The following is a 24,987-nucleotide window of genomic DNA, read 5'->3' as shown; positions in this document are numbered from 1 at the left end:
CCCCTCCTCAGTACCTATAGCAAGGCGAATTTAGATATGGCCTGGCAGCGGTTCGCCTGACTTAAATAGAAGAACTCCCCCGTCAGATCATCTACGGGGGAAATCTCCTTTTGAAAATCAACTGAAATTATTCAACTTCATATTTACATGTTCCAAATCCGGTAGAGAACCACCGCTGCTTCAGCACGCGTCAAGGTTTCGGATGGTGCAATCTTGCCATCTTTGCCGTTGATAATTCCACTGCCTACAAGGGAAGCTACACTATCCATGGCGTAACCGGAAATAATAGCTGTATCAGAATAAGGAGCGAGATTTCCGTTGCTCGTAACCGGCTTACCTACTGCTTTCAGGGCTTTTGCTGTAAGCACCATCATATCTTGACGGGAAATGCTGCTGCTTGGTTTGAATGTGTTATCTTCAAATCCAGCTGTGATACCCAGTTCTTTGGCAATAGCCACGGCCTGGGCATAATATGCGGCAGGCTGTACATCGCTGAAGGATGCCGTGTTGGTACCCGGACTCTTCAATTCAAGTGCTCTAACGAGCAAGGTGATAAAATCTGCTCTCGTGATCGAAGCTGCAGGAGCGAAGCTGTCATCAGAGATTCCTTTAATCATATCGCGTGCAGCCATCGCTTCAACGGCTTGTTTTGCCCACAGGACCTTTTGCATATCGGCAAAAGATTTGGTTACATTGGCTGCAGCATAGGTTCCGAATTGTGCTGTTTTAAACACAACGGAGCCGGATTTAGCATCATACCGTCCACTCGGTACGACAGCTGCCTGTCCTTGATTGTCAATGTTTAGAATAACGATTTGATGTGCATTGACAAGTTCCTGTGCGGCAGGTGTGTACGGGATAGATACTGTTACTGGCGCAGCAGGATTGTTCCAGGCAAGGACACGATTACCAGCTGTTACGCTTAGGTCGATCACCGGACGGCTGCCTACATTAGCACGATCACCTGCACTCAAGCGATCTGCTGAGCCTTTGTTTATTTGAATAGCGACTTGTTCTGCTTGTTCTGTGGTATTCGACAGCATGTTGGACGGAATTTGAAGTGTTGCATGGTCCGTCTTAAGGACATACTCCACATTTTTGCTGCTGTGCAGGTGTGAAGTCGGGAATTGTACAACATAAGATTGTACATTTGCCTGCTTCGGCACTTCGATCGTCACCTGCTTCTTGCCATTTGCACCTGAAGAGGCATTTTCAATAGCTTTATTCAGGCTGTCGCTTGAAAGGATTGCTGTGGCTGTTCCATTCTCGACTTTGATTACCGGTACAACAACAGAGCCATTCCCTGGTTGAGGCTGTGGCTGCGGCTGCGGAGTGGTACCTGAGTTGGATCCACCGTTGCCCCCGTCACTGTTGCCTCCGCCATTGTTACCTCCTCCATTGTTACCTCCGCCATTGTCGCCGCCGGGAGAAGGCTTCCCTGTCAGTGTCAACTCACCGAATACGGACGTATCCTGGTAACCTTGCCCGGATGGGTCATTCCATGCGTTCACGCTGATTCTATTGCCGTCTTTTGCATCATTGATCTGCGCATCGAAGCCAATTTTAGCATTGTTCGCAGGCGTTACCTTTTTGAATGGAATCTTCATTTCAACCGTGTAGTTGGTACCCGATACAGAGACTTCGGATTCAAAACCTTCAGCGATCTCCGCAGGATTAAAGGAGGCTAAGTTCTCGAAGTTCACTCTGTATTGTCCATCATCCTCTTGGTAGCTCGCTGTTTTGCCGTTATTCTCATCGACGAATATTTCTACAGAGTCCTGCTCCCATACATTCGGGTTCGACTTGTTCAGTTGATCGTCTTTGACCTGAACAAGCACATACAGGTTGTTGTCATCCCAGAGTGCCTTGGCTGTGCCTGTAGCACCTGACCATGCCATTTGCTTCGTATCCAGCTTCAATTCTGGAGCATTGCTCCATACGCTGTCTACGGAACCATCCATCACGGGTGTTCCATAAGAAGCACTTGATTTCTTGTATTCAATCTCTTCCGGTGCATTGTCCGCCAAGTACTTTTCAGGATCATTTACTGCGTAGTAAGCCTCTTTGGCTTGAAAGTCCTTGTCGAACAAGGTTGGATTCTGCTCAGCTCTCCAGCTCGTACTGTCATTCAATCCCCAGAAGGTAACACGTGGAATATGCTCACTGTTCTTCTTGTAGAGATCCATCAATTGAGCATACAAATAGGCCTGCTGCTTCTCCTCGCTTTCAGTCATGACTGAGTTGGTGCCTGCCATAATGTCCAGCTCGGTGACACTCACTTCTACACCCAAAGAACTGAAACGCTCAAGTGACATTCTGACATTGTCGATCCGAGTACCCAAATTGTAGTGGGCTTGCATGCCGATGCCATCAATCAGTTTCTCACCAGGGTGATCTGCCGCGTACTTCTCATTCAGCTCTTTAACCATGCTGTAGATGGCGGTAGATTTATTCTGGTTGTCATCATTGTAGTCATTGTAGTAGAGCTTGATATCCCAGCCATTTTCGTCAATGACTTCTTTTGCCGCAAGGAATGCCTCCTCAATAAAGTCAGGGCCGATGGCTTGAAGCCAGCCGGAATTACGTAGTGCATTCTTCCAGTCGGTTGGATTTGCTGGGTTATCGTTCATCGCTTCGTTGACAACGTCCCAGGAAATCACTTGGTCCCCAAAATGCTCAACGACCGTCTCCACATGTGTTCTTAGATTCGTTAGCGCCTCTTCACGGCTTAACGGCTCACCACTCGCTGCCGTATGCAGCCATGTAGGTGACTGTGCATGCCATACAAGCACGTGACCATGGATATCAAGGCCTGCATCTTGTACTCGCTTAACAAGCGCATCTTCAGCGGTGAAATCGAATGCTCTGTTTGTATCATAGGCATAATCCGGCTTCATATCATTCTCGAACGTGACGACATTGTAATGCTTCGTCAGAAGCTTGAGCCGAGTCTCGTCGAAGGTAGCAGGATTCACAATGTTGCCCATCAGGAATTCATCGGTGTAGGTATCTTTGAGGTTAGGGAGATTTTCTTGAATCGGAGGTGCAGCAGCTACAGGCCCCAAATATTTTAGAGAAAAGTCATCTAAATAGAAGGTCCGGTTGCCGCCGTCGTCGTTTGCTGTTTCGATATAAGCATTGAGTACGCTTGGGGTCGTGGTGAGCGTATACTTACCTGTTAAGTGTACCCATTCTTGATCGGTAACGGTTGCATCTTGTGATACATTCGCATAGCCGCTGTCGGCATATTGAACACTGATACGAAGTGTTGTGGGTGCCTCACCAGGGGCCATTTTCACCCAAGCAGACAGCTCGTATTCGTGATTCTTTGCCATTTTGCCAGCCGCATCAACTAAGGCTGCGTCATATTGTGTCGTCGTCGTAACAAGCAGGCTTTGCTTGCCATCCGGTGTATGATTATCATCCTGAGAGAGAACTACCGTTTCACGGCCGTTCCGTGCTTTGAATCCATCCAAACCATTCTCAAAGTCAGCGGAAATACCCGTTTGATCGACAACCTCAGGTGCAGTTTGACCCGGGGTCACATCCGTAATCAGGACTTCATCAATGTAAATATCCGAGGTTAAAGTATTGCTGGAGGGTTCAACATAGATGATGACCTCATTTGTTCTAGAAGGAACTTCATAGCCCTTGGTTTCAAACAGTGTCCAATCGGAAGCGGTTACAAGCTTGTTTCCGATAATCCAAGGATATTTATCATTATCCGCTAAGATTTCAGAATCAATCTTGGAAGCCAGATGGAACTGACCTTCTCCTGAACCGAGTCTAACCTTGAGGGATATATCATACTTACGATCGGATTTCATCATGTCCGTAAGTACGAGCGCAGGAACCGCCTTCTCATCAACTCGGTTAAAGAATTTCAGAGATTTCGTACCTTCAGAGGCTGCATCTTCTACGACCGCAGTATCCCCGTTCGATCCCCAGGACAGCTTGCCCCAGCCTCCCGTATTTCCATCTTCAAAGCTTTGGTTAAGGACTACTGTAGGCTCGGCAGGTGTTTCTTCTTGGGTGATCGTGATATCCCCAATATAGAATGAAACTTCCTTACCGGCTTCATCAGACTTGATTCGCAGAGCAGTCTTGTCCACACTAGTAACGGAGAGATCGGCAGATAGTGTAATGCCTTGTCCTTCCTTAAAGTTGGAAGAATTAATCCCTGTGTATCCTTCTCCTTCAGCGCCCTTATTGCTTACAACCTCCAGAACAGCCTGCCCCGCCGCCGGTGGGTTAGCATCCGCATCCACATAGACGGAAGCAGTTACCGTATATTCTTCGCCAACTTCCAAGCCAAGGTCACCGAATGCAAGGTCCACGCCATCCCAGTTATTGGATCGGGCACTAACTTTCAGAGCTGCTCCATCCTCATTGCCATCAAACGGCTTGCCTGTTACAGCTTCCAGCTGGGCACCACCTGATTGAGTTGCCTTGCCTTGACCATTCTGGAATGTTTCTTGATATACAACTGGTGAATCAGATGCCGCTAGTTCCGCCGCATTGACTGCTGGAGTAAACAAGCCGACCGGAAGAAGCAGAGCCGCTGCGAGTAACCCGGAAATGCTCTGCTTTAATGATTTTTTCATTCGAAGCCTTCCCCCCACAATAAATTTTTATCATTCATGTGAAGCGCTTACATAGTTAGATGTGATCAACCTCCTTCCAACCCAGATAATACCATTTTGTGACAAGGAATTCTTACTCCAAATTAAAGGTGAAACTTAGTTTTTTTCAGATATACTTCAAAGTAACACAAGCCTTACTTTTCATTGGCTGAAAATGAACGAATACATTCGCAGAAAGACGAAGTATATGCTATGGTTCTGACTAGCGGTATAAGACACTCTAGATTTTTACGGGATTAACGAACATCACGATATGAAAACATCGAAGCAGAAATAGTCACTAATAATACGACCCAAGAAAATTGAACCATGAGTCCTGACCATTTGTCTAAATAAATACTTACCGCAGGTATGGAAAACAGATTCATAGTAGCAAGAGTAGGTAGAAATTTGGCCAGCAGAGAAATTGTAAACAGCATGTGGCTAAGCCCCAAGAAAAGTGGGAGCATGATAGCGATCGGTACTATAAGCGATTTGGTCAGAATAGATAAGGCAGAGGTAATCCAAGCCAATTGAATCCAACTAAGTATGCTGAGAGAAATACTTCCAAGTAACCGTACCATGAAAGAACCTGTCCATTCGAGATCATGTTGAACAAATAGTACGATGAAACAAAGCACACTTGAAGCTAACCCTGTGAACACGACAATGATGAACATATTACAAATTTTTGCACATAATAATTTTAATCTTGAGGGTTGTGTGAGGAGTGTGGTTCTTAGAGCAGAGTTCGAATATTCCTGTCCAACATAGCCTCCACTGGCAACAATTATTCCTGGATGACCTAAATAGAGTGCTTGCAAGCAAAGAGAAAGGATTTCCTCTTCTCCCCCTAGCTTTGGTGTATCAGAAGTTAATAAGTAGAGCAAGGGAACGATTATAGCTCCGATTACACCTAGAACACACCAGCCATAAGAAAAAAATTTCGTGTTCTCACTACGTAGTGCTGCGTACATCAATATTTCCCTCCTACATCACTTCGAATGAAAGCATAATACGATATAATCAAAGCTAATAGCACCCATACCAACAGTATGATACCGCCTTTTAAAGGATCATGTTCAAAAGGGTCTGTTGGTGTCGCAAAGAGAAGATTACCTGCTGCCACCGGGAGATACTCCCCCCATTCCCACCTTTGTGCTAAATAGCTTCCTAGATTGTAGATCTGAGGAACCAAGAAAGCTAAAGGCACTATCGCATTTCTAAAGAGCATCCCGCCACCAAAAGAAAATAGGGTTAGTAAGATCCAATCCAGCACTATGTAGCCAATAAACTGCCAAGCCGTTGTACTTAAATAAAATGGATGAAGTCCTTGCTCCCCCAAACCAAAATGCATGATAAAAATTGTAGTATAAACTGCCAAGAATGATACGAATGCACTACATATTAATAGTGCGAGTACTTTCGCACAAAACAACTTAATTCGACTACTTTGACATAGTAATCCCGTACGTAATTGATGATGTTTATATTCATTTGCCCCGATCATTCCTCCATAGACAACCATTGCTAATAATCCAAATGGCACTATCTCAACTCCGAAATAATCCAAAGGAGGTAAGGCTGAGGCTAAACTCGGGTGAGTTTCTGGTGTCGCGTCCAAACCAATCTGAAGATAGCTTCTTGCTGTGATAAGTGCGATTAAGGGCTGAATAACGACAACTAAGGTACAAATAATCCACCACACTCTGCTTGAACACATCTTTATCAGTTCAAATCGAATGGTTCCAAAAAAGTTTTTCATCTTATGCCTCACCCTCTGTAAGAGAAAAGAACACATCCTCTAATGATTCTAGATTTTTCATAACATGCTGAAGCTCACCAGTTGCTATTATTTTCCCATGATTAATAATGACTACATCGTCTGCCACAGCCTCCACTTCAGAAAGAAGATGGGATGACAACAAAATAGTCCTTCCCATGTCTGATTGCTGACGAATAAACTTTCGAAACCACCGAATTCCGATTGGATCAAGTCCATTGGTGGGTTCATCAAGAACAAGATATTGTGGATCTCCCAACAGAGCCACGGCAAGTCCAAGGCGTTGTCCTTCGCCCAATGATAAAGTTCCCAGCCTCGCTTTGCTCTTTTCGGATAAACCTACTATTTCCAACACCTCGGGTACACGACGGACAGAGATGTTATTGCTTTGCGCTATGATTTTCAGATGAGTGTTCACCTTTCTGGAAGGAGCCCCCCCTACACCATCAAATGCTGCTCCGACTACTTTTAAAGGAGTGCCAAATGCTGCATAGTTACGCCCGCCAAAAGTTGCCGTTCCTGTTGAACGATCAAGTCCTAACAAAATACGAAGTGTTGAGCTTTTCCCTGCACCATTTGGTCCAAGAAATGCGGTAATCCTCCCTTGCTTTGCTTCGAATGATACATCTTTTAAGATCTCTTTTTCTCCGTGTCGCTTACATAATTTAGATATAACAATATCGTTTGTTGTATTCGTCAACTGAAAGGTCTCCTTTGAGAGAGAACAAGCTGCAGCTAAACACTAGTATTCTCCCGTTACAGATTAATTTTGATTTGTTTTCATCATAATCATTCCTTCTCTCTCTTTTCATTGCGTGTAACAAACGGCATTTTCAATGTAATTATTGACATTATTTTTACTCAAATGTAATAATTGACGATGAATTTAGTATGGGGATGGGAGTATGGGATGGTACTAAAAGTGGCTATTTGTGATGATGTTCCTGTTGTAGCAAGAACGATCGAAGAATTAATGTTAGAATATGACTCCTCGTTATTCGAAATAGATCTGTTCCATAATCCGCTGCGTTTAATTGAATTACTTAAAGAACATACATATGATTTGTTCATATTAGATATTGAGCTTCCTAATCTATCAGGAATAGAGATTGCCGAGACCATTAGAAAGAACAATCAGACCTGCCCGATTATTTTTCTTACAAGTTTCAAGGAGTATATGGAGAAGGTGTTTAAGGTCAACACTTTTGATTACATTCTAAAACCAGTAACTATGGACAAACTGTACCCTACCTTAGATCGAGCTATAAAATATTTAGACTTAGATGACTCAAAATTTACGTTTACATTTAACAAAGCTCTGTACAGTCTTTCTTTTAGTGAAATTATTTACTTTGAGAAAAATAAAAGGAGCGTGCTTATCCACACCCCCTCTGATACTTATGAAACGATTCTTCAGACCAAAGCTCTTTTATCCAAAATCAATGATCACTTTGTACAGGTACACACCTCGTTTATCGTTAACGTCAGATATGTGAAACAAATTAAAGGAAATGTGATCACTTTGATTTTAGATGATAAGCAAACGGTTGAAATCCCAATGAGTCGTAAATTTATAGATACGGCTAGAACACAAATTTTAATGAAATTAAGAGACTTCATATCATGACTGATACGATCATGGCACTATTCACCTTTGTTGTTAATTTAGTGCTGGCTAATTCCTATTTTTCGAATAACTCGATCCGAAAACTGGCTGCCAAAGAATACTTAATTATGGCTCTCTTCTCTTCCTTTGTAGCCGCATTTTATCTAATTTTTAATCAGCATTCATACATTCTGTTCAATATCGTCTTTACTACTTTATCGTTCTTCATGATTGCACTAAGGAGTCGGCTTGATATAAAAAAAGAGTTCTTTCGTCTATATTTCTTACTATTTATGTTTTTAATTTACGATACCATTTGGTTATTCATTATGAAGGCAATGTCGCAAGCTGAAGACTATGAATTAAATGTAATGTTCATGGCTGGATCAGGAGGTATGGCGATTGTTTTAAAACTCATGGCTGTCGCAGTTCTTAAGATTATCGTTCTGCAAAATCGTAAAGTAAAAGGACTCACACACACCCTTCTAATCATGACACTTCTGTCAACACCCGTGATTTCGGCATTTCTGCTAATTATTACGCTTATATCTGATATCAATTTTATTAGTTATCCTAATTTCATATATGTATTGATCACTTGCTGCATTATCTATATGAATTTTTGCATACTGTATCTTTATTTGACTCTCGGAAGGTATTATGAACAGCTCGAAAATACGACTATGCAAAAAATAGTGTTCGAATCCGAATTAAACTTTTTCAAAAAACTCAAGCATTCGCAAGCTCAGCTCTATTCCATGAAACATGACTTAAAAAACCAACACATTGTTCTCATGGGAATGTTACAACAGGGAGATATTGCTGGAGCAGAAAAGTACCTTCAAAATTCGATACAGAAGATAGAGCAAAACGATTATTTCTATACACATAACTATGTGCTTAATTACCTGTTGAACGAAAAGAAGTCGGTCGCTGAAAGCAATGGAGTTACGTTTAACATTAAATCTCTCCTTCCTGAGAAGGTTAATCTGGATACGGATATTTTGGCAGTTGTGCTCGGCAATCTAATAGATAATTCCTTAAATGCAGTCTTACGCCTATCTAATACGAGGAAAAAAGAGATTTCACTCCTGATCAAACAATTTGATCATAACCTGCTTATAGAAATTTCAAATGTATTTGAACCTGTGGAGCTTCATACTCGAAAGAATAGGCAGCTCAAGGGAATGGGTATTAAGAATGTGAAAAGAATTGTAGAGGAGAATGGTGGAATCTATAATCAGTGGGTTCAATCTAATCAGTATATTGTAAGTATCCTCTTACTCAATGTTTATGAAGAGGAAGGGTAGCATAAGTCTTGTAATTTCAAAGAAAAATACTACATACATTCCTGTATAGGGTGGTGAATAGATGTGGTATTTGAGTTTCTACAATTAATCGGTGGGTTCATTCTGGCATCCGGTTGGATTCCGCAAATCATGAAGATCGTTAAAACCAAGTCAGTAAAAGATTTAAGTGTAAATAGCTTTTGGTTGGTGTTTCTAGGAATCGCCCTTATGGAGACATATGCAATCCATTTGGTGGTGCAAGGTGTTGGAGTTGCTTTTCTGATCACCAATTCACTATCCTTGATCCTCATTGGACTTATTTTGATATTCATTTACTTGTTTAAAGATAATAAGAGCAAAGACACAAAGCCTCAGTAAATGGGGATTTGTGTTTTTTTTGTATGCACTTTAAATGAACCGTGATTTTGTATAGTGAAACAAGATGGTAAGAGGAGAATTTTGCATATGCCAATTAACTTTCATGCAGAAGAAAAAAGTCAGACGTATACAACAAGATGAATCTTAGGAATCTTTGACCCTCATGATGATGGGCGCAGCTCACGTGGTAGGTGTGGATTCTCAGAAGAGATGTTGCTAGGGGCAGCTACTCACTGCAAGGACATTCCAAACGTTACATTTTTGAAGGGATAAGCTTATCAAACCAAGCTACCTCCAAATGAGATAAACATTGTACTCGAACGAGCATTAATTCATTATCTGAACGACTTAGATGCTTCTTTCAAGGAAGCCTATCGCGTTATAAAAGCGAGCGGTGTTTTCATTATTCTGGATCGAACCCTTTTGAAAAGGATTGGTGGACAGTATGATTTGCTGTAAAAGAGTAATCTTGAGTAACTAAATTCTCATAAAAAGGAACATTAGAAAAAAGAGAGGAGGCCCCCTCTTCTCTATCTTTAGCTGCATTTTACGAAAAAAAAGACAGCCCGCATAAATGCAGTACTGTCTTCTCAGATCCGTATCTTATATTATCCATTAACAACTATGCCTTAATAACTTCAACCTTTTTATCTCCTGCGCTCTTTGCTAATTCTACCTGATTCGCATCCGATTTCGTCGGTGATGAACCTTGCGCAATCCATGTGCTGCCTGTAACCAAAATAGACAAGACTAGAGCTGTACTGAGGACTGTGGAAATCACTTTTTTACTGTAATTAACCATGATCATACCTCCAATATCTATTCTTTAAAAAGTGGCTTAAGCTATCTGGTGATTGCATTATATCGCACGGATACGAGTTGTAAAAGGGATTTATTCTTAACAAAGTTCCCTTTCACAAACTCTTTTCTTCTGTTCTATATCCAATCTTCATAATGTTCTTTTATAAATTGAATCTCATTCTCATAGTGTGCCAAATACCCCTCATCCAACATTTTTTGAAAGGCTTAATTACCGTTAGCTGCAAAGTTTTCACGCTGATACCGTATTACCTCCATCGTCCCGGAAGAAAAGTCAGGTGTAAAACGACCCAGCGGTACGGATGTGTAAAGGGTATATGCAATATCCCACAAGCGTGGACCTGGGCCAGCCATGTCAAAATCAATGAGTGCTGCGGCCTTCCCATTCTGAAAGACAAGGTTATACGAACGATATGATTTACGTTTCCGCCGCTTAATACCTCTTCTTGAGTCATAAGGTTTCACTCCTCGCTTTTATCATGTGCTATTCCCCAACAAAAAGAGTCAAATAAACTGTTTTTCAGTCTTATTTCAAATGTATAAACGTATACTCACTATGAAGCACACTGGAAAAGGAGGATCTAAATGACAAATAACAACCTGTTAAGCTTTTATGATCCCTATGTTTATCAGACCTTATCAACGATCGTTGGTAATGTGGTTACCGTTCAAACCATAAGAGGCAGCGTTCGTGGGTTATTGAAAAATGTATTGCCAGATCACATTGTCGTCGAATCTAACGGAACTCCCTTTTTTATTCGTACCCAGCAAATTATTTGGGTTTTTCCTGGTTAACAAAAGGAAAGTGGAGGGGAAATCATGTTTAAAAGAATCAATAAATTAGCAATTGAACTTCCTGTACCCGCACACGGCGATATGAATGCTGCAGCCGCAGTACAAGAGCTCTTGGGCGGCAAGTTTGGGGAGATGTCCACCTTAAATAACTATATGTTTCAGTCTTTTAACTTCAGAAATAAAAAAAAGCTAAAACCCTTCTATGATTTAGTGGCAAGCATTACAGCCGAAGAATTTGGTCATGTAGAGCTTGTCTCTAATGCGATTAATTTGTTATCGGTAGGCAATACTTTTCCAGGTGATCCGGATATCACTCCACTTCAAAATGGGAAGGATGCAAGAAACACCTACCATTTTATTTCTACAGCTCAGACCGCAATACCTGGTGATTCCATGGGAAGACCTTGGACGGGTGATAATGTTTTTAACAGTGGAAATCTGGTTTTAGATTTAACACATAACTTTTTTCTTGAGGTTGGTGCACGTACACATAAAATGAGAGTTTATGAGATGACGGATCATCCAGTGGCTAGAACCATGATTGGGTATTTACTCGTTCGTGGAGGGACACATATCCTCGCCTATGCGAAAGCGATCGAAATTGCTACAGGGGTAGATTTGACGAAAATGCTTCCCGTTCCTAATCTCGATAACTCTAAATTCGATTATTCCAAACCATTCATTGAAAAAGGCTTGAGCAATGTGCTATACACATGGAGCGAAACAGATTATAGGGATATCGGAATGATCTGGAAAGGAACAAATCCCGAAAACGGGCAGCCGCTTGAAGTGAAGATTGGTACTCCGGAAGGCGCACCCATTCCAGACTTAGAGGAATTACCTGAAGAATTTGCTCCTGGTATTACTAAGGATGATTATGAATTAATTAAAAAGCGTCTCATGGCAAATTTATAGCCTAAAATAGGAGGACACTAAATCGCAATGGATTTAGCGTCCTTTTTTTGTTGAGATCTAACCAACAAATGTTTTATTTTAGTCTATCATCGTACATGAATTGAATGTGAATACCGAACGGATCCTCAATAATGCCATATGCTTTGCTAAATACATTGCTGGACAAAGGAACAATGATTCTTACCCTATCATCTGTAGTCAGACTCTTATAAAAGTGTTCAATTTCTTCTAAATCAGCACTTTGAATACACAATGAGGTGTTGTTGCCAACTACATATTTCTCTGTGGCATCCATCGGATCTTCTGCGATCATGACTTTTGTTTTTCCAATGGATAAGACGGAGTGACTAATATAATGCTTATTTTCATCCGTAAGCTGCATCGAGCTGTCGCGTTTTGCTAGGTCTTCATAGGTTACCAGCAACAATTCCTCTGCATTTAAATGTTGTTTGTAAAACTCAATCGCTTCTTTTGCCCTTCCATTCATAGATAAGAAAGTAGCTACTTCTAGCGTTGAACTCATGGTACCATCTCCTTTTTAGATCATAACGTAAGGCCATTTGATGTTTACCTCGAGCTTATTATAAAATATAAAGGTATCAACGATTGACACCTTTATAAGGAGATTTACGGTGAATAAATCAGAAAGATTAAATGACATGATTAGATACTTGAATGGCCGAGAGTTCTTTAATCTAAGTGACTTAATGAATCAATACGATATCTCAAAAAGTACGGCATTGCGTGATATTAGCTCATTAGAGCAATTGGGTATGCCCATTTATTCGGAGCAAGGCAGACATGGACGATATGGTATTTTAAAAAACAGATTATTATCCCCTATTCTTTTTACGATGGATGAAGTGTATGCTCTGTATTTTGCCATGCTGACGTTAGAAGCGTATGAATCTACTCCATTTCATTTAAGTATCAATCAACTAAACGAAAAGTTTGAGAATTGTCTTTCTAGTGAACAAATCAAGCAGATTCACAAAATGAAAAAAATCCTGCAATTTGAGATGTATAGGCATCATCATGAGAGTCGTTTCTTAGACAAAATACTAAAAAGCATACTTCACGAGAACAGCTGCCGTATTCAGTACACAAAAAACAATCAGGAAAAAAGTTACCATGTTCAGTTTTTCAAAATTTCCGCCAAGTTTGGTCAATGGTATGCTGCTGGTATAGAGTTAGAGACGAATCAATATAGAGTATTCAGATGCGACAGAATAACTTCTATTGAAGAAGAGGACATCGAAACTCCCTTTTCCATAGAAGAGCTCGTCAGTCGCTCATTAGAAATTTATCGTGCGGAGAACAGTATTGAATTCGAAGTCGAGATTTCAGAAGAAGCTCGAGATATCTTTTATAAAGAACATTATCCTTCGATGAGAATAGAGAGTGACAATAACACAGTTATACGGGGTTTCTATCAACCAGGAGAAGAGTCATTTATAGCCGACTATTTTATGAGATTTGGACCTTATGTAAGATCCATACAGCCTGTTTCATTGAAACAAATGATCCAAGATCGAATCGAGAATCTTTCAAATCACTATAAAAAAATATAGAATTAATTATCCCTTCAAGAACTAACACCGCTACACTCTCCACATGTGTGGGTTATGTTAGCATTGTTTCCTCAACTTCGGGGAAAACCAGTCAATTTATAAATTTCACTCACTGATAAAATTAAGGAAAACTCTGCCGCGAGCAGGAGATGGGGTCTATGGAACACCCGTGTAACTAAAGCTAAGAGCTTCTAACCAATCAGGACCACCCGCCCAACGGGTGGTCCTGATTTTGCGCGTTTCACGCACTCAATTGACGAAAGCCATAAATAAACCAACCAGGTTGAACTTCATCAATTCAGAACTGCTCATTTCCACAATCAGACCACCACGAGGGTGAGAATCCGCTCCGAGAATGAAACTGCGCTATCCAGTTGCAGAGGCTGCAGCTATTAAAATACGCTTCTAATCCTTTCAATCGCCCAATCCAGCTGCTCCTTCGTGATGTTGAGCGGAGGAGCCAGGCGGATCGTCGTCTCGTGCGTTTCCTTGCAGAGCAGCCCCAGCTCCTTCAGTCTCTCGCAGTAGGGCCGGGCGAGCTCCGTCAATTCGATTCCGATAAACAACCCTCGGCCCCGAACCTCCTTGATAACCGGATTCCGAATCTCTCTCAATACCTCAAGCAAGTAGCTTCCCATCGCCTCCGAATGATCAGCCAGATTCTCTTCCTGGAGAACGTCTATCGCGGCGACGGCAACCGCGCAAGCGAGCGGGTTCCCTCCGAAGGTGGATCCGTGCGAACCCGGATTGAATACCCCGAGGACAGAACGGTCCGCTACGACCGCCGAGATCGGCATAACGCCGCCTCCCAGCGCTTTGCCCAGAATATAGACGTCCGGCGTTACTTCTTCCCAGTCACAGGCGAACAGCTTACCGGTTCTTCCCAAGCCGGTCTGGATCTCGTCCGCGATGAACAGCACCTCGTTATCCTGGCATAACCGGAAAGCTTCTTGCAGAAAACCGTCCCGCGGCATAACGATTCCCGCTTCTCCTTGAATTGGTTCCACCAGGAACGCGGCCGTGTAAGGCGTAATCGCCTTCCTTAGCGCCTCCTCGTCGCCATAAGGGATGATCCTGAAGCCCGGAGTGAATGGACCGAACCCGGCTTTATATTCGTCGGAGGAGGAGAATGAGGTAATGCTGATGGTGCGGCCGTGGAAATTGTTCTCGCAGACGATGATCTCCGCTTGGTCCATCGGCACCTGCTTCGCTTCGTAAGCCCAGCGGCGTGCTGCCTTTAAGGCGGTTTCGACCGCTTCGGCCCCCGTGTTCATCGGCAGCACCGTGTTCTTGCCGGTTAACGCAGACAGCTTCTCGTAAAATTCCCCCAGCCGGTCATTGTGGAACGCTCTCGAGGTCAGCGTCACCCGGTCTGCCTGATCCTTAAGCGCCTGGATGATTCTCGGATGTCGGTGCCCGTGATTGAGCGCAGAGTAGGCGCTTAGCATATCCATATAACGATTGCCTTCCGGATCGGTTACCCAGACCCCTTCGGCGCTAGAGATGACGATCGGAAGCGGCTTATAATTGGCGGCCCCATAGCGCTCTGTCCGTTCGATGATTGGATTCGTCAGGCTCATAGCTAGTCTCCTTTGTACTTTATGATCGGTTACGTCCATTGTAACATGGCCGCTGCCGGCTCAATCATTGGGATGGATAATAGTAATGATTGCAACTCCTAATGACTTTGGAAAGTCGGCATGTGCTATATTTTATCTTAACGAAGTCCAGTACAGATCATAAGGAGGAACTCTCATGTCATCTTTCCTTACCTTGACACAAACTATCGATTTGATTAGCGTCCCGTTTGATTTAGGGGCATCGCGGCAAGGCGCACGATCCGCGCCTCATATGATCAGCTCCATGCTTGCCCGCAAGCTTAACGCTCAAGGACTTCTATTTACAGAACAAGCTATCGCCTGTCCGGAGTCGTTGACAACCCAAATTCATGATCTCAAGCTGAAGTATCTCGATGAGGTCGTCGCCGTAAATGAGGGCTTGGCCTCCGTCGCGGCGAACAGCGTGCGGAACGGTCATTTCCCGCTAGTTCTCGGAGGCGATCACAGCATCGCCATCGGCTCGATCGCCGGCATTGCGTCTCATCGCCCTAATCTGGGAGTCATCTGGTTCGACGCGCACGCGGATCTGAACACGAACGTGACGACGCCAAGCGGCAATATCCACGGCATGTCCCTCGCCGCCTCGCTTGGTCACGGCGATAGAAGGCTAACAGAAATCGGCGGCTTAGTCGGCAAAATCAAACCCGAGAACGTCGTCATTATCGGAGCCCGGGATCTAGACCCGGGAGAGAAAAGCTTTATCCGCGACCAAGGGATCAAATGCTATACGATGTACGATATCGACCGCAAGGGCATGATGACCGTCATTCAAGAGGCGATCCGCATCGTCACGAAGGGAACCGACGGCGTTCATTTAAGCTTTGACCTGGACAGCCTCGATCCGTCCGAGGCTCCGGGAATCAGCACTCCCGTTCGAGGAGGAGTTACGTATCGGGAAGCTCATCTTGCGGTCGAACTTCTGAGCGAGGCGGGTATCGTCACTTCAGCGGACATCGTGGAGTTGAACCCAAGGATGGACAAGAACAACAAAACAGTGACGCTTGCGGTCGAACTGATCTGCTCCTTGTTCGGCAGCCGGATCTTATAACACGCCAATACAAGTCATCACAGGAATTAAGCAGGCCCATACGCATATGTATGGGTCTCTCTCCTATCTGGAGGCGCGGTCGATTGCGCCGCCAATCGCACACGAAGCGGCCCCTGGAACAAGTCAATCGACTTGTTCCAGGGGCCGCAGTTCATCGCTATTTCTAAGGTTCGGCTATTAGAGCACCTTCTCCAGAAAGCTTCTCGCCCGTTCGCTCTTCGGGTTAGAGAAAAATTGCTGTGGCGACGCCTCCTCGATTAACCGCCCATCCTCCAGGAAGCAGATCCTGTCCGCGACCTCGCGAGCGAAGCCCATCTCATGCGTGACGATCATCATCGTTATCTTCGTCTGCGCCAACGACTTGATAACTTCGAGTACCTCCTTGACCATCTCCGGGTCCAGAGCCGACGTCGGTTCGTCGAACAGCATGATATCCGGCTCCATCGCCAGCGACCTCGCAATTGCCACCCGCTGCTTCTGTCCTCCCGACAGCTTCGAAGGATAGATATCTTTCTTGTCCGTTAACCCGACTCTCTCAAGCAGTTCCATTGCCTTACGCGCAGCTTCAGCTGTCGGAATTCCCTTCACCGTTATCGGGGCATAGGTAATATTCTCAAAGACCGTCTTGTTGGGGAAGAGATGAAAATGCTGGAACACCATTCCGATATTTTGCCGCATCTTCATAATATCCGTGCGAGGCGAAGTCATGTCTTGGCTTCCGATATAGATTCGTCCATCCGTTGGCATCTCCAGGCAATTGATACAACGCAGCAAGGTGGATTTCCCCGAGCCCGAGGGCCCGATTAGAGCAACGACCTCTCCCTGCTGAACTTCCATCGATATGTCCTTCAGCACTTCAAGCTTCCCGAACGACTTATGTACATTCTCGATTCTAATCACTGCTGCGAAGCCTCCTCTCCAGCCGGCGTGCCAGCCACGTCATGGTCATCACCATTGTGTAGTAGATGAGACCGACGATGATCAATGGCTCAAAATACAAATATTTCTCCGCTGCTACAATGTTCGCCCGACGCATCAGATCGGCCGCGCCGATGATGGAGACAAGAGCCGAATCCTTAAGCAGGGCGATCCCTTCATTAACAAGGGCGGGCAAAATATTTTTCAAGGCTTGCGGAAGTATGATGTCCTGCATCATCTTTCGATAGGGGATTCCAAGTGACAAGGCGGCTTCTCTTTGCCCTTTGTCGACCGCCATGATGCCGGCACGAATAATCTCTGAGGTATATGCTGCCGAATTCAGCGAGAACGCGATAACTCCCGCCTGCAGCGCGGAAATGTCATATCCCAGCAGTTGCGGGGTGGCGAAGTAGATCATCGTTAGCTGCAAGATTAGCGGAGTTCCCCGGAAGATGGACGTATAGAAGTCCGCAAATATCTTCAAAGCTTTAATTGAGGATATTTTGAGCAAGGAAAGCACGGTTCCCCCGATAAATCCAAATAGAATCGACAACAAAGAAAACTTGATCGTTACACCAATCCCCTGCAAGAGATATGGAAGGGAAGGAATAATTCTATCAAACTGCAAATCCATGCTAGTACCTACCCCCTTTGGAGCAACGAATTTGTATGTGTTATTTCAGCTTCAACCACTTATCCTTCAGCTTATCAACCTCTCCGTTATCGATCAGCGTCTTGATTGCTTCATTGATCTCGCCGGTCAATTCCGAATCCTTCGGAAGCGCGACCGCTATATCAAGTCCCGCGATTTCGGGCACAATCTTGTAATCCAGAGCTGTATCCGATCCGATGGACTCCGCCGCAACGGTATCTTCAACCAATACGGCATCGATACGGCCCGACTTTAATTCCTGGATCAAGTCCGGATATTTATCCAGAGACACCGTTTCAAGACCGGCATCCTTCGCCGCCTGCTCCTGGGTTGTGCCGAGCTGCACCCCTATCTTCTTTCCCTTAAGGTCTGCGAACTGTGTAACCGGCTTCTCCTTCATGTACACGGCGGCGAATTCTGTCGTCAGGTATTTGTCGGAGAAGTCCACGCTCTGCTTCCGTTCATCCGTGGGGTTCATCCCTGCGAGGACGATATCCACGCGCTTGGACTGTAGGGCTGGAATCAAGCCTGAAAAGCCGATATCTTGAATTTCCAGCTCCCTGCCCATTTCCTTCGCAATCGCTTTCGCCAAATCGATGTCGAATCCGACGATTTCGTCATTGCCGTTGGACGTCTCGTGATACTCGAAAGGCGGGTAGTCAGCGGAAGTGCCCATAACCAGTTTATTGCCCGAGCCTGCCTTGTCTTCTTCAGTCCCCGCTTCTGTGCTCGCTTCGTTATTGCCGCATCCGAATACAAACGCTAGACTAATAATAGTAAGAACGAACAGCATCTTTTTCAATTGGTTTTCCTCCCCATTACAATTATATAATAGTCATGTTAGTATTTATAACATTAATTCTAGCATTTAAGCTATCTATCGAATCATTACGGTTTTTAATGATTACCATAAAATTAAACTATGATTCGCGTAAAGCAATAGCAGACAGGAGAAAGAGGGATATAATGGAGCTTCGAAATTTAAAAACCTTTCACGTGGTGGCAGAAGAACTTAATTTAACGAAAGCGGCAGCGATTCTTAGCTATACTCAGCCGACTATTACGTTGCAGATCCAGGTGCTGGAGAGAGAAATCGGACATGCGCTGTTCAATCGGGTAGGCAAGAAAACTTTCCTCACATCAGCGGGCAAACAGTTGAAGCATCATACGGACAAATTGTTCGCGGTTATGGAGGAGCTGGAGAATACGGTCCGACGCTTGAACCATCCACAAGGCATCTTGAATATCGCGGCTCCCGAATATTATTGGACTCATCATCTCTCGCTCTTCATCGGATCTTTCCTCCGGCTGCATCCCGGCGTGAACATGCAGCTGATCTCGTCGGACAGCAAGGAGACGATCCGCTTGATCTGCGAAAACCAGGCCGACGTGGGCGTCATTGCGGGCGGTTGCAGCAACTCCGTCTTGGAGGTCGTTCCGTTAGACAAGGAGAGAATGGTTCTGGTAGCGGCAAGCGAGAGCCTGGAGAGCAGCAGCCGGGAACAACTATTCGTGAATTATCCCTTTATTACCTATAAGGACAGCGGTATCTTCGGCGAAGAAGTGAAATACTGCCTGTCCCAGATCGACTACACGCCGAAATCCATTATCGAGAGCGAGAGCGAAGAGTTAATACGCCGCGCCGTCTTGCATAAGACGGGCATCGGTCTGATCAGCGAAAGTTTTATTAAGGAAGATCTGGAGAATGGCGATATGATTCCGCTCTATTATTCCGATCACGATATTCAAACCTCGCTGATCTTCCTGAAGCAGCGGGTGTCGGAGGTTACGCTCCAGTCCTTCTGCCAACAGCTGCAGCAATCCTGGAATTCGCGCAGTCCTTCCTAGAACGCGTACTCGTGCTTATGCATGATGTCCGTGAACAGCTTGCTGTCCACGTTGCTTCCGGTCACCACGGTCAAAATCTTCTTGCCTCTAAGGTTCGGCACGGCATCCGACAGCAGCGCAGCGATGCCGACCGCCGCCGCGCCTTCTATCATGGCATGGTGCTCTCGCGCCATCCAATAAATCGCCTTTGACAGCTGATCTTCCTGAACAAGAGCGAAATCATCCACCAGCTGCAGCGCCATCTCCAGATTTGCCTGCGTGATTCCGCCGTACAGACCGTCCGCGATGCTCGTACCGAATTCGACATTGATCATTTGTTTAGCCTTAAAGGAATGATAGAACGGTGCAGAGGTGTCGGTTTGCACTCCGATAACTTGAATGCGGGGGTTGATCGCTTTGGCAGCAGCCGCCGTCCCACACAAAATCCCCCCTCCGCCTGCGGGAACCAGGATCGCGTCGAAGTCCTGCATCTGCATTAATGCCTCCAACGCGACCGTCCCTTGCCCGGCAATAATCTCGTTATCCTCGGAGCCGTGGATGAGCGTTCTTCCCGTCGTACGCGATAATTCCAATGCATACGCTTCGGCATCGTCATATTTGTCGCCATATACGATCAATTCCCCGCCGTATCGAAGGATGCCGGCTTTCTTCGTCTCCGGTGTAATCCCGGGCACAATAATTAAAGCCGATATATTCAGCCTGGAAGCCACATAGGCAATCGCTTGAGCATGATTCCCGGAGGAAGCCGTAACGACCCCCCGTCTCCTCTCTTCATTCGTTAACGACAGTATTTTGTTGTACGCTCCGCGCAGCTTGAAAGAGCCTGTCGTCTGCAGCCCTTCCATTTTGAGCCATATATCGGCTCCCGCATGAGCAGATAACACCTCCGAACGGATCAACGGAGTTTCCCTCACCAGGTCGCGAATTCGACGATGGGCTTGAAGGATATCGAGTAAGGAAACCTGAAGCAAGATAACACCACCCTTGTTGGATTACGCTTAAATGTTGCTTCAAGCGTAACACACTCCCGAATCCGGAATTCATTGCAAAGATTAATGATATCCATTAGATACCTTAATCATCGCATGACCGTTCGCTACATGACAGATTTTGCGGATCGGAGGGATCCAGGGTAGAAACAACATCGTTTATCACACCTCTGAGGACTATGGGCTGAGAGAGAGATTTAAGATTAGGGCTACTTTCTAAGTAGTTTATCTAACGGCTCTGTAAAACTTTATTGTTAGACTTACTTTTTGAACGAACGGACAGGATAGCGAAAGAAGATTTATTTGTATAGACTAAAAGGAGAGCAAGTATACGGTATAAAAAGGAGAGCATCATTATGACCCAACAAAAAAATCCATACCAAATAATAGATACATCCAATTGGAAAAGACGGCTTCATTGTGAAATTTTTAGGAATGCACTTCAACCGCAATATAATGTTTGTTTAGAATTGGATATTACGAACTTTTTATCAAAAGTAAAAGAAAATGAATGGTCGTTTTCATTGGCTTTTATACATACTGTCACTAGGTGTGCAAATGATATTGAAGAATTTCGGTATCGATTTTTAGATAATGAAGTTGTTCTCTACGACACCATTCATACATCTTTTACTTACTTGAATGCTGAGACAGAACTGTTTAAGGTAGTAAATGTTCCTATGACGGCTGATATTGAAGAATATATTGCGATTGCAAAAGAAGCTATCCAGAATCAAAAAGAGTATATTACAGGGCCCGTTGCAAATGATGTTTATCAATTTTCATCTTTACCGTGGGTCCAATTCACACATTTTTCGCATACACTTGCTGGTAAAAGCGATAAATCCAATCCGATGTTTGATTGGGGAAAATATCATGAAAAAGACGGAAAAGTTTATATACCATTTTCCATTCAAGTGCATCACTCTTTTATAGATGGTTTTCATGTGGGAAAATTTGTTGAGTATTTACAGAAAAATCTTTAACAGAGTAGAGAACTAAGTATCGTAGCAGACATCATGTTAATAATAGAATCATCACGCTACTTACTTTGCCCCGCCGATCTGGTTGGGGCTTTCTTTGTGCGTACAGATGATATTCGCAAAAATTTCAGGCACTCGTTGGGGTACGACAAAGGGCGACTATCAATAGCCGCCCCAAATCGAACTTATAGTCAAAAAAAGAAGCGGGAATTCTCCCGCTCCGTCTGTATACGCCAATACACCTCAATTATTAGTGTTTCCGAACCAACACCGCCACACTCTCCACATGCACTGTATGCGGGAACATGTCCACCGGCGTAACCTCCACCGTCTTGAATCCGCCGTCCTCCAGGACGCGCAGATCACGAGCCAGAGTGGATGGATTACAGGACACATACACCACACGCTCTGGTCGCATCTCCAGAATCGTATCCAGGAGTCTTGGATCACAGCCCTTGCGCGGGGGATCGACGACGATGACGTCAGGCGTGATTCCTTGCTCCTTCCACTTCGGAATGACATCCTCGGATGGGCCGGCCTCGAAGGTGGCGTTCGTGATCTCGTTCAGATCTGCATTCTTCTTCGCATCCTCAATCGCTTCCTTCACGATCTCGACGCCATAGACATGCTCGGCATGCTGAGCAAGGAACAGTGAGATCGTCCCAATTCCGCAGTAGGCGTCGATGACGGTCTCTTTCCCCGTCAACCCGGCATACTCTACCGTCTTGCCATACAGCACCTCAGTTTGTACCGGATTGACTTGATAGAAAGAACGGGCAGAGATGGCAAACTTGATGTCTCCGATATAGTCATAGATGACCTCACTGCCCCATAACACGCGGGTAACGTCACCGAAGATAACGTTGGTCTTCTTCGTATTCACGTTCTGACAAATGCTCGTCACCTGAGGCATTTGCTCTCGGATTCCATGAATCCAAGCTTCCACATGGGGAATACTGTCTCCATTCGTGACGAGCACAAGCATGATCTCGCCGGTGCGGAACGCCTTCTTTACGACCACATGGCGAAGCAGTCCTTTGCCTGTTTCTTCATTATATGCTCTAATTCCGACACTGCGGCCAATCTGCTTAACCTGCTCAACGACCTCGTCATTGTGCTCATGCTGAATCATACAGCGCTCCATGTCCACGATGCGGTGGCTGCCCTTGGCATAGAAGCCGCCGATCAGGCCACCGTCGATTTCACCCATCGGCACCTGTGCCTTGTTCCGGTAACGCCATGGCTCCTGCATCCCTAATGTCTCAAGCACTTGAATGCCTTCATACACAGGTTTGTCCCCAGCACTGTGAGTATCTTCCATAACTGCAGCGGAGTTATCCACTTGTGGATAATCGGGTTGTCCAGTGATCACATTCAGCTTGCCAATCCGCGTCAAGTTATCCACGACGATCTGGCGCTTCCATGCCAGCTGTCCTTCGTAGCTCATATGCTGCAGCTGGCAGCCGCCGCATTGATCATAGATCGGACACGGTGCAGCGACGCGGTCCTTGCTCTCGGTAATAATCTCAAGCAGCTTCGCATAACCATACTGCTTCTTCGTCTTAAGTACCTTTACACGGACCTTCTCACCCGGGAGTGCTCCCGCAACGAATAAGGTATAACCGTCTGCACGACCGACACCTTCACCATCATGATTCATCCCGATGATATCAATAACCGTTTCACCGTTCTTAGCGACGGGCAGTCCAAGCTCTGCGGCAATATCTCGTGATGCCTGCTGATGTCTTCCCGAGCCGCGGTCGCTGTTCTTCCCTCTGCTTCTTCTAGAAGTACCGCTTCCGTTCTTCTCCGAACTTCGAGAGCTACCTGCAGCTTCTCCGCGTCCCATCTCCGATCTCCGTGAACTCTCTCCTGCCAGTCCATAACCAGCAGAAAAAGATGCCTCGCCTTGCGGCCGCATCCCTGTTCTTGACATTACTTCAGTCTGCTTGTTACCTGTCTTCCCGGCACCATGATCCTTCCCTTGAAGACGTCCTCCACTTGCCTTACCTGCTCCTGCACTCGCTGCTCCAGCCTTTACTTCACTGCTCCGGCGGTTTTTTCCACGACCGCTGCGGTTGTTGTTCATCTTTGCGTAATTCCTCTCATTTGTTGATTTTCTTGATTTAAAATGTAATTGACTTCCAGTTATTACTCCATTAACAATTCAGCCGTATACTGAATCAGATTTCACATTACTCGAAGTACCTGCCTCCGTCTATCTGTAGATTTGGATATGATGGGGCATATTTCTGAAGCTTGCCGGAAGGGACCCGCCCAGCTCTCCGTCCAGATTAAGCAGCACTTCACCCGGTGAGGTAACCTCCATATAGTCTGTTTGGAAGTGAATGACCTTCTTGTCACCCAGATGCTCTCCGCGGAGCGCCATCGTTACAAGGCGAATCATCTCCGCTAGATTACATTTCTTCAGTGCGATGACATCGAACAAGCCGTCATCAATCGTCGCACCCGGTGCCAGCTTCTCGAATCCACCGACCGAGTTCGTATTGGCGATCAGGAACAGCATGAATTCATCATGAATGTCCTCCTGCCCCCTGGCCTTGATGTAGAGCTCCTGCGGGGTAAGATTAATCATCTTCTCCATGCCCTTCATGTAATAGGCGAGCTGACCAATCATGGTCTTCAGGCGGCTTGGTACCTCATAGGTCAGCTCTGTCAGCGTTCCACCACCGGCAATGTTGATAAAATAACGATTATTCACAAGACCCAGATCGACAGGACGTGTCTCCTGGCGGATCACCATATCACAGTAATCCTCCCAATGCCTTGGAATTCCGAGCGCTCTTGCAAAATCATTGGTCGTCCCCAGCGGAAAAATGCCCAGTGGCGGCCGATTTTCTTTACCTGCCATCCCATTAATGACTTCATACAGCGTTCCGTCTCCACCGGCAGCAATGATCATATCGTATCCGCGATCAATCGCTTCCGATGCTTCCCTAGTCGCATCCCCTTCGCCCGTCGTTGCGTGACAGGATGCTTCAATTCCGCCCTCATCCAAACGCTGCAATATTGACGCGAGTCTTCGCTTCGCCTCTTCCCGACCTGACGTCGGATTATAGATTAATCTCGCCTTTTTCATAGTCATGATCCTTACGCCACCCACTTTTAGCAAATATCCCAATGATCCCATA

Annotated in this window: 22 protein-coding genes and 2 pseudogenes; 10 read left to right on the top strand and 14 right to left on the bottom strand. The window is 45.1% G+C overall.

Going from position 1 to position 24,987, the window contains the following annotated elements; translation table 11 throughout:
* Positions 1–143: 143 nt before the first annotated feature.
* From ACFSVM_RS00445 to ACFSVM_RS00430, 4 genes are all read right to left on the bottom strand, one after another.
* Entirely contained in the window at positions 144–4,604 is a 4,461-nt protein-coding gene (locus ACFSVM_RS00445) for an endo-1,4-beta-xylanase (RefSeq protein ID WP_379259796.1), read from the bottom strand.
* Between the two features lie 275 nt (positions 4,605–4,879).
* Positions 4,880–5,599: an ABC transporter permease gene (locus ACFSVM_RS00440; RefSeq protein WP_379259794.1), complete on the bottom strand. Its 720-nt coding sequence runs from the start codon at positions 5,597–5,599 to the stop codon at positions 4,880–4,882.
* Positions 5,599–6,387 (bottom strand): ABC transporter permease, encoded by a 789-nt coding sequence (locus tag ACFSVM_RS00435; protein WP_379259792.1) that lies wholly within the window; start codon positions 6,385–6,387, stop codon positions 5,599–5,601. The genes ACFSVM_RS00440 and ACFSVM_RS00435 overlap by 1 nt, the downstream gene beginning before the upstream one ends.
* A gap of 1 nt (position 6,388) precedes the next feature.
* Complete coding sequence (locus tag ACFSVM_RS00430) at positions 6,389–7,105, bottom strand: ABC transporter ATP-binding protein (protein ID WP_379259790.1); 717 nt, start codon at positions 7,103–7,105, stop codon at positions 6,389–6,391.
* 210 nt (positions 7,106–7,315) lie between these two features.
* Between ACFSVM_RS00430 and ACFSVM_RS00425 the strand changes: the two genes are divergently transcribed.
* The 4 genes and pseudogenes from ACFSVM_RS00425 to ACFSVM_RS00410 all read left to right on the top strand — a co-directional run.
* Positions 7,316–8,032 (top strand): LytR/AlgR family response regulator transcription factor, encoded by a 717-nt coding sequence (locus tag ACFSVM_RS00425; protein WP_379259788.1) that lies wholly within the window; start codon positions 7,316–7,318, stop codon positions 8,030–8,032.
* The gene (locus ACFSVM_RS00420; protein WP_379259786.1) at positions 8,029–9,321 is read left to right on the top strand and encodes a sensor histidine kinase; all 1,293 of its coding nucleotides are present in this window, start codon (positions 8,029–8,031) and stop codon (positions 9,319–9,321) included. The genes ACFSVM_RS00425 and ACFSVM_RS00420 overlap by 4 nt, the downstream gene beginning before the upstream one ends.
* A 63-nt stretch (positions 9,322–9,384) precedes the next feature.
* The gene (locus tag ACFSVM_RS00415) at positions 9,385–9,678 is read left to right on the top strand and encodes a PQ-loop domain-containing transporter (RefSeq protein ID WP_379259784.1); all 294 of its coding nucleotides are present in this window, start codon (positions 9,385–9,387) and stop codon (positions 9,676–9,678) included.
* A 291-nt stretch (positions 9,679–9,969) separates the two neighbouring features.
* Positions 9,970–10,137: pseudogene (locus ACFSVM_RS00410) on the top strand (methyltransferase domain-containing protein); the annotation flags it as partial.
* A gap of 163 nt (positions 10,138–10,300) precedes the next feature.
* Here the strand turns inward: ACFSVM_RS00410 and ACFSVM_RS00405 are convergent.
* Both ACFSVM_RS00405 and ACFSVM_RS00400 read right to left on the bottom strand, forming a co-directional pair.
* Positions 10,301–10,480, bottom strand: a complete 180-nt coding sequence (locus tag ACFSVM_RS00405; RefSeq protein ID WP_379259782.1) for a hypothetical protein — start codon at positions 10,478–10,480, stop codon at positions 10,301–10,303.
* 311 nt (positions 10,481–10,791) lie between these two features.
* Positions 10,792–10,902, bottom strand: a pseudogene (locus ACFSVM_RS00400) (phosphotransferase); the annotation flags it as partial.
* 180 nt (positions 10,903–11,082) lie between these two features.
* Here ACFSVM_RS00400 and ACFSVM_RS00395 point away from each other — a divergent pair.
* On the top strand, positions 11,083–11,292 hold the full coding sequence (locus tag ACFSVM_RS00395; RefSeq protein ID WP_047912829.1) for a YuzF family protein: 210 nt from the start codon (positions 11,083–11,085) through the stop codon (positions 11,290–11,292).
* Between the two features lie 24 nt (positions 11,293–11,316).
* Complete coding sequence (locus ACFSVM_RS00390) at positions 11,317–12,207, top strand: manganese catalase family protein (protein WP_076312422.1); 891 nt, start codon at positions 11,317–11,319, stop codon at positions 12,205–12,207.
* A 73-nt stretch (positions 12,208–12,280) separates the two neighbouring features.
* Here ACFSVM_RS00390 and ACFSVM_RS00385 read toward each other — a convergent pair whose 3' ends face one another.
* Positions 12,281–12,730, bottom strand: a complete 450-nt coding sequence (locus tag ACFSVM_RS00385; RefSeq protein ID WP_379259779.1) for a VOC family protein — start codon at positions 12,728–12,730, stop codon at positions 12,281–12,283.
* A 109-nt stretch (positions 12,731–12,839) separates the two neighbouring features.
* On the opposite strand from ACFSVM_RS00385, the gene ACFSVM_RS00380 reads away from it, so the two are divergent.
* Complete coding sequence (locus tag ACFSVM_RS00380; RefSeq protein ID WP_379259777.1) at positions 12,840–13,778, top strand: helix-turn-helix transcriptional regulator; 939 nt, start codon at positions 12,840–12,842, stop codon at positions 13,776–13,778.
* Positions 13,779–14,170: 392 nt separating this feature from the next.
* On the opposite strand, the gene ACFSVM_RS00375 is transcribed toward ACFSVM_RS00380, so the two are convergent.
* Positions 14,171–15,358 carry an ornithine--oxo-acid transaminase gene (locus ACFSVM_RS00375; protein WP_379259775.1) on the bottom strand — a complete coding sequence of 396 codons (1,188 nt, stop codon included), beginning with the start codon at positions 15,356–15,358 and terminating at the stop codon, positions 14,171–14,173.
* Between the two features lie 175 nt (positions 15,359–15,533).
* Here ACFSVM_RS00375 and rocF point away from each other — a divergent pair, with 175 nt between their 5' ends.
* Positions 15,534–16,445, top strand: coding sequence for an arginase (gene rocF / locus ACFSVM_RS00370; protein ID WP_076312426.1), 912 nt, complete (start codon positions 15,534–15,536; stop codon positions 16,443–16,445).
* Between the two features lie 177 nt (positions 16,446–16,622).
* Here the strand turns inward: rocF and ACFSVM_RS00365 are convergent, their stop codons facing one another.
* From ACFSVM_RS00365 to ACFSVM_RS00355, 3 genes are read right to left on the bottom strand one after another with little or no spacing between them, the layout of a single operon-like run.
* Entirely contained in the window at positions 16,623–17,345 is a 723-nt protein-coding gene (locus tag ACFSVM_RS00365; RefSeq protein WP_076312427.1) for an amino acid ABC transporter ATP-binding protein, read from the bottom strand.
* A complete protein-coding gene (locus tag ACFSVM_RS00360; protein WP_076312428.1) occupies positions 17,338–17,997 on the bottom strand; it encodes an amino acid ABC transporter permease in 660 nt (219 codons plus the stop codon). Before ACFSVM_RS00360 ends, ACFSVM_RS00365 begins: the two co-directional genes overlap by 8 nt.
* Before the next feature lie 40 nt (positions 17,998–18,037).
* Complete coding sequence (locus ACFSVM_RS00355; protein WP_256209879.1) at positions 18,038–18,808, bottom strand: transporter substrate-binding domain-containing protein; 771 nt, start codon at positions 18,806–18,808, stop codon at positions 18,038–18,040.
* A gap of 173 nt (positions 18,809–18,981) precedes the next feature.
* Here ACFSVM_RS00355 and ACFSVM_RS00350 point away from each other — a divergent pair, with 173 nt between their 5' ends.
* Complete coding sequence (locus tag ACFSVM_RS00350) at positions 18,982–19,863, top strand: LysR family transcriptional regulator (protein ID WP_379259773.1); 882 nt, start codon at positions 18,982–18,984, stop codon at positions 19,861–19,863.
* Here ACFSVM_RS00350 and ACFSVM_RS00345 read toward each other — a convergent pair.
* A complete protein-coding gene (locus ACFSVM_RS00345; RefSeq protein WP_256702771.1) occupies positions 19,860–20,834 on the bottom strand; it encodes a threonine ammonia-lyase in 975 nt (324 codons plus the stop codon). The two genes, ACFSVM_RS00350 and ACFSVM_RS00345, sit on opposite strands and share 4 nt — an antisense overlap.
* Positions 20,835–21,208: 374 nt before the next feature.
* On the opposite strand from ACFSVM_RS00345, the gene ACFSVM_RS00340 reads away from it, so the two are divergent.
* A complete protein-coding gene (locus tag ACFSVM_RS00340; RefSeq protein ID WP_379259771.1) occupies positions 21,209–21,838 on the top strand; it encodes a CatA-like O-acetyltransferase in 630 nt (209 codons plus the stop codon).
* Between the two features lie 247 nt (positions 21,839–22,085).
* On the opposite strand, the gene rlmD is transcribed toward ACFSVM_RS00340, so the two are convergent.
* Together rlmD and ACFSVM_RS00330 are read right to left on the bottom strand one after the other, a co-directional pair.
* Positions 22,086–23,924, bottom strand: coding sequence for a 23S rRNA (uracil(1939)-C(5))-methyltransferase RlmD (gene rlmD / locus ACFSVM_RS00335; protein WP_379259769.1), 1,839 nt, complete (start codon positions 23,922–23,924; stop codon positions 22,086–22,088).
* Between the two features lie 129 nt (positions 23,925–24,053).
* The gene (locus tag ACFSVM_RS00330) at positions 24,054–24,935 is read right to left on the bottom strand and encodes a diacylglycerol kinase (RefSeq protein WP_047912947.1); all 882 of its coding nucleotides are present in this window, start codon (positions 24,933–24,935) and stop codon (positions 24,054–24,056) included.
* Between the last annotated feature and the right edge of the window lie 52 nt (positions 24,936–24,987).

The sequence above is a fragment of the Paenibacillus shunpengii genome, from assembly GCF_042684905.1.
Lineage (GTDB): Bacteria > Bacillota > Bacilli > Paenibacillales > Paenibacillaceae > Paenibacillus > Paenibacillus shunpengii.
Note: the sequence above shows the minus strand (reverse complement) of the source record. Positions and strands in the feature narration are given on the sequence as shown.

Excerpts from the sequence above, each read along its gene's own strand:
- ACFSVM_RS00445 (WP_379259796.1), bottom strand. The coding sequence starts at position 4,604 with ATGAAAAAATCATTAAAGCAGAGCATTTCCGGGTTACTCGCAGCGGCT.
- ACFSVM_RS00440 (WP_379259794.1), bottom strand. The coding sequence starts at position 5,599 with ATGTACGCAGCACTACGTAGTGAGAACACGAAATTTTTTTCTTATGGC.
- ACFSVM_RS00435 (WP_379259792.1), bottom strand. The coding sequence starts at position 6,387 with ATGAAAAACTTTTTTGGAACCATTCGATTTGAACTGATAAAGATGTGT.
- ACFSVM_RS00425 (WP_379259788.1), top strand. The coding sequence starts at position 7,316 with ATGGTACTAAAAGTGGCTATTTGTGATGATGTTCCTGTTGTAGCAAGA.
- ACFSVM_RS00420 (WP_379259786.1), top strand. The coding sequence starts at position 8,029 with ATGACTGATACGATCATGGCACTATTCACCTTTGTTGTTAATTTAGTG.
- ACFSVM_RS00405 (WP_379259782.1), bottom strand. The coding sequence starts at position 10,480 with ATGGTTAATTACAGTAAAAAAGTGATTTCCACAGTCCTCAGTACAGCT.
- ACFSVM_RS00395 (WP_047912829.1), top strand. The coding sequence starts at position 11,083 with ATGACAAATAACAACCTGTTAAGCTTTTATGATCCCTATGTTTATCAG.
- ACFSVM_RS00390 (WP_076312422.1), top strand. The coding sequence starts at position 11,317 with ATGTTTAAAAGAATCAATAAATTAGCAATTGAACTTCCTGTACCCGCA.
- ACFSVM_RS00385 (WP_379259779.1), bottom strand. The coding sequence starts at position 12,730 with ATGAGTTCAACGCTAGAAGTAGCTACTTTCTTATCTATGAATGGAAGG.
- ACFSVM_RS00375 (WP_379259775.1), bottom strand. The coding sequence starts at position 15,358 with ATGAGCCTGACGAATCCAATCATCGAACGGACAGAGCGCTATGGGGCC.
- rocF (WP_076312426.1), top strand. The coding sequence starts at position 15,534 with ATGTCATCTTTCCTTACCTTGACACAAACTATCGATTTGATTAGCGTC.
- ACFSVM_RS00360 (WP_076312428.1), bottom strand. The coding sequence starts at position 17,997 with ATGGATTTGCAGTTTGATAGAATTATTCCTTCCCTTCCATATCTCTTG.
- ACFSVM_RS00355 (WP_256209879.1), bottom strand. The coding sequence starts at position 18,808 with ATGCTGTTCGTTCTTACTATTATTAGTCTAGCGTTTGTATTCGGATGC.
- ACFSVM_RS00350 (WP_379259773.1), top strand. The coding sequence starts at position 18,982 with ATGGAGCTTCGAAATTTAAAAACCTTTCACGTGGTGGCAGAAGAACTT.
- ACFSVM_RS00340 (WP_379259771.1), top strand. The coding sequence starts at position 21,209 with ATGACCCAACAAAAAAATCCATACCAAATAATAGATACATCCAATTGG.
- rlmD (WP_379259769.1), bottom strand. The coding sequence starts at position 23,924 with ATGAACAACAACCGCAGCGGTCGTGGAAAAAACCGCCGGAGCAGTGAA.
- ACFSVM_RS00330 (WP_047912947.1), bottom strand. The coding sequence starts at position 24,935 with ATGAAAAAGGCGAGATTAATCTATAATCCGACGTCAGGTCGGGAAGAG.